This is a genomic window from Aerococcus sp. L_32, assembly GCF_050689315.1.
Window position 1 is genome coordinate 1 of record NZ_JBOEQF010000179.1, and the last position, 4303, is coordinate 4303.

Sequence of the window (4303 nt, forward strand, 5' to 3'; positions counted from 1 at the left end):
CTAAAACCTTATTATTGTATAAGTATTTTGAAAAATAGATAAGCTCCTACAGTTGCTATGGCCTTGTCTTTGTCTTTGGGAGGGAAATATAAATATTTTTAAACGTTTTTAAGTAATTAGAAAATAGATATAGGATTCTTTAAATCGGTATCATTCATATCTTATCAAAAATATCAAAGTCAAAGACTTCTTTAAGAAATATCCGATATGAATGTTTCACGTGAAACATTCGTATTAATGATAGCGAGTCTTCAAGATTGCAAGTTTTATAAAGTGTATACTCTCCGATACAGGAATCTTCCCACAGTCCACTAACAAATGCTTCAAACGAAATCATATTTCATTCTATCAATTTACCTTTGATTAATCTTATCCACTTAGCAAGTTAATCCTAAAAGCAACTGATTATTATACAGGCCTATCAATATCCACTAGAAGCTATTTGTTCACCGTAGCTCAAATTGATGAATGAAAGCAATTATCCAATAGCTAGCTGCTAGCTACAATTAGAATGGATTTTGTCCAAAATTTCTTTTTATCATTACTAGCTCTATACCAACTATGATTTTTATAAGGATAAGAATGGATACAACTTCCGTAAATCTCTGATTGATAATCCCAAGAATTTTGCCGATAGCTTAATTGGTACCGTCGTAATTGTTTAATCATTAGTCACATATCTTTATATGATAACCACCGATACAATAAACTAGCTATGATTAACTAACAGCCTTAATGACAATAGAATGGAATGCTACATTAACTCTCTTCTTACCACGAGTCGATATTGAAAATAAGTCGACAATTAATAATGTTTCACGTGAAACATCATCGAAGATCAAATTGACTTCCAGTTTATTGGAGTTATGAAGTAGCTCCTGTATAATCTTAAATCAGCAGAACTCATACGGTTAGTCTTATCTATATTAATTAGAAATTTAACTTACCAGCTATTGAATAGCTACAAATACATCAATACATCAATACATCAATACATCAATACATCAATACATCACATTATCTACTACACTTAGACTTTAATGAATTTCTTTAGTTTACTACTATAAAATATTTTAGTGTAACTCATAGTGAGTGCACAGTGTGCTAAAAATAAATATTTATGTCCCGGAAAACTCAATATACCCCATTAAAATCTCTTACCACTAGTATTTTCCCTTTACCTGCAACATATAAATTCTATTAATCTTACAACCTTCTATTTACACACCAGAGTAATACTAACCGGGTCTTCTTTTATGGATGAGGTTTGTTTCACGTGAAACATAATTAATCACGCTTTTTTTCTATGTTTATAAAAATATTTTTTTGTAAAAGAAAGAAAGTAAAAAATTATTTATCAATGTAATTTAGTAACTAAGACATCCATCTATAGCAGCAACCAACCATGAGCGGCTAATAATTATTCCTAATATATTGAATGTTATCCAAATGTGGCGGGGGTCTATTGCTCTTTTCTCTTTAAATATTAATTTGGAAAGATCATCCAGAGTTAATCAGATTGTGTAAGGGTTTTATAAACCTTAGGCATTTAACAGTTACCACACATAGAGGATAGAGGGATTTTCGAACGTTTCACGTGAAACATTTCTCTATATTTATGAAAAATCCTAATTAAAGGTGTCAGCATCTAAAAAAAAACATAAGTCATTCTATAATCACAGAAACTTTTGTAACTAATTGTAGTAAAGCATCGATTTTACTTTTAACAGGTGAAGGAAATGGTGAATGGTGATTGATTTTAGAAATCTGTACCCTACAAACTGTCTAAAATAAGCCTTATTAATATGATATTAGCCAAAAAATACAGTGAAAAACTCATGCATTAACCCTTTATTGAACAAGACCTTGGTCATTCATAATATATAAGAGAAATTCAATAAATAGATCCTTATTAACTCTTGCCTGCTACTAAAAATTACCCATTAAGTAAGGATTGGAATAAGATAAGCAAGTAAGAAGGGCGCGCTTATTAATATAGTTCCACGTGAAATCTCATTAAAACCAAGCAACAGATAATTCTTCTTATTCTACTTTTCTAGGTTATATTTATACTTCTCTCCGTTATTCACTTATTTCAAGTGTAACTAATATTGTACCCATTCTAAATTCTCCTTAATTTCCCCTATTAGATTGTTATATTCATGCTTAAAATATATCAATACTATACCTTCTTCTTCTTTATGCAACCTCATTTGCTTGTGAAATTTCACATCTATATTCACTTGAAAAGAGATACTCCACCCATTCTTTTCTACTTTTGCTGCCAAATGAATATATCTCTTTACTTTTATACGAATAATCACCATCTTTTAATTGCTTATCTTTTATCTAATTTTACCTCTCTTACCCTATTTTTTTCACTTAAGGCCACTTTCAACCCACAGCCTCTTTTTAAAAATTGCAATCTTTTCATCTAAATCCTCTTCACTGTACTACAACAATTAGTTTTCGTATATGTTATATATCCTTACATGATATAGACTATTTTTGCTTTTTATTTAATTTTCAAACACTTATATACCGTCAATTTATCCACATCATCATGCAGCTATTTTTAACAACAGGTTTCATGTGAAACATGCACTTCATTAAAAATAGTCGGTTAGAATCTAGTTTCCACATGTGAATAAATCATCTATACATAGGAATCTACTCAAAATTTTGGTTTCTATCCACAAGGCAATTGCCTACAGCAACAGGGGAATTCGAATGAAGTTTCGACTTAGTCACAGGCTTATCCACAAACACATGTTTCCTATTTTGATTATGATTTTCAAGCGGCTTAATTCATTTCTCTTCCTATTATTAAAACAATAAGAGATAGTATTAAAAACGATTAAGAGAAATGTTAATAAATTATGAAGAAGATGCTATTTTTCCTTGAAATTTTATTCTAGTTCATGTAAAGTATCTAAAAACCTAAATGATTAGAATTAAATTATAAAATTTATTGAAATATCATTTTTAAAGGAGCTGAAACCATGTCCTCTAACCAGGTATTATTAGAAATTAATCATTTACATACAGGATTTCGTTTTGGCGATGAGTACTTTAATGCTGTCGATGATGTTACTTTGACTTTGAATGAGAATGAGGTCCTTGCCATTGTAGGGGAGTCAGGGTCTGGTAAAAGTACTTTAGCTACCTCGATTGTTGGTTTACATAATCGAAATAATACGCAAATCCAAGGAGAAATTCTCTATAGAGGGAATAATCTTTTAGAAAATAGTGAAGCGCAGTTTAACAAAATTAGAGGAAATGATATTGGGATGATTTTCCAGGATCCTTTAGGTTCTTTAAACCCCTTGATGACAATACAAGATCAAATTGAAGAAACTTTATTGTATCATTCTGGTTTATCCAAATCTCAACGTCTTGCGAGGGTGGAGGAACTATTAACACAGGTTCAAATCCCTCATCCAAAACGTGTGATGAAACAATATCCGCATGAATTATCTGGTGGTATGCGCCAACGTGTAGTGATTGCAATTGCTTTAGCAAACAAGCCAGCCATTATTATTGCTGATGAGCCGACTACTGCCTTAGATGTGACTGTGCAGGCGCAAATCTTAGATTTAATGAATGATATTCAAGATGAGACGGGATCTGGCATCCTATTAATTACCCATGATTTAGGGGTAGTTGCACAAACGGCAGATAAGGTAGCCGTGATGTATGCCGGTGAGGTAGTTGAAATTGCTGATGTGTTTGAACTATTTAACAATCCAAAACATCCTTATACGCGATCACTACTGAATTCAGTGCCACACGAGCTTGAGAGTGAGGAAGATGAACTTCATGTTATTCAAGGGACTGTGCCTTCACTGCAAAACCTGCCAAGAACGGGTTGCCGTTTTGCTAGTCGTATTCCATGGATTGATGATAGTGAGCATGAAGAAAATCCGACCATGCATGAGCTGGCCCCAAATCATTTCGTGAAATGTACTTGTTGGCAGCATTTCCATTTCCCTGAGGAAGCGGATGTTGCGGACTTGAAGGAAGGGGTCGAGTAATGGGATTTATTGAAGTAAAAGATTTGAAAGTACATTATCCTATTCGCGGCGGATTCTTTAATACGGTACAGGACAATGTATTTGCCGTGGATGGTGTTGATTTTGAAATTGAAAGTGGTAAAACTTACGGCCTAGTTGGTGAATCAGGTTCTGGCAAGACGACTATCGGCCGTGCCATTATCGGTTTGGAGAAGGCGACTGCTGGACAGATTTTATATGAAGGAACCGATGTCACCAATAAAGCGCGGAAGCGGTCTGGTAAATACGGC

3 protein-coding genes are annotated in these 4303 nt (G+C 33.1%); 2 read left to right on the forward strand and 1 reads right to left on the reverse strand.

Translation table 11 applies throughout. The features are described 5' to 3' along the window. Positions 1 to 2105 precede the first annotated feature (2105 nt). Positions 2106 to 2288, reverse strand: a complete 183-nt coding sequence (locus ACRCJ0_RS09895; protein ID WP_431390329.1) for a hypothetical protein — start codon at positions 2286 to 2288, stop codon at positions 2106 to 2108. A gap of 714 nt (positions 2289 to 3002) precedes the next feature. Here ACRCJ0_RS09895 and ACRCJ0_RS09900 point away from each other — a divergent pair. Further along, positions 3003 to 4034 (forward strand): ABC transporter ATP-binding protein, encoded by a 1032-nt coding sequence (locus tag ACRCJ0_RS09900; protein ID WP_431390330.1) that lies wholly within the window; start codon positions 3003 to 3005, stop codon positions 4032 to 4034. Then, positions 4034 to 4303: ATP-binding cassette domain-containing protein (locus tag ACRCJ0_RS09905; RefSeq protein ID WP_431390331.1), on the forward strand; the 270-nt coding region annotated here is incomplete at its 3' end. The genes ACRCJ0_RS09900 and ACRCJ0_RS09905, both read left to right, overlap by 1 nt.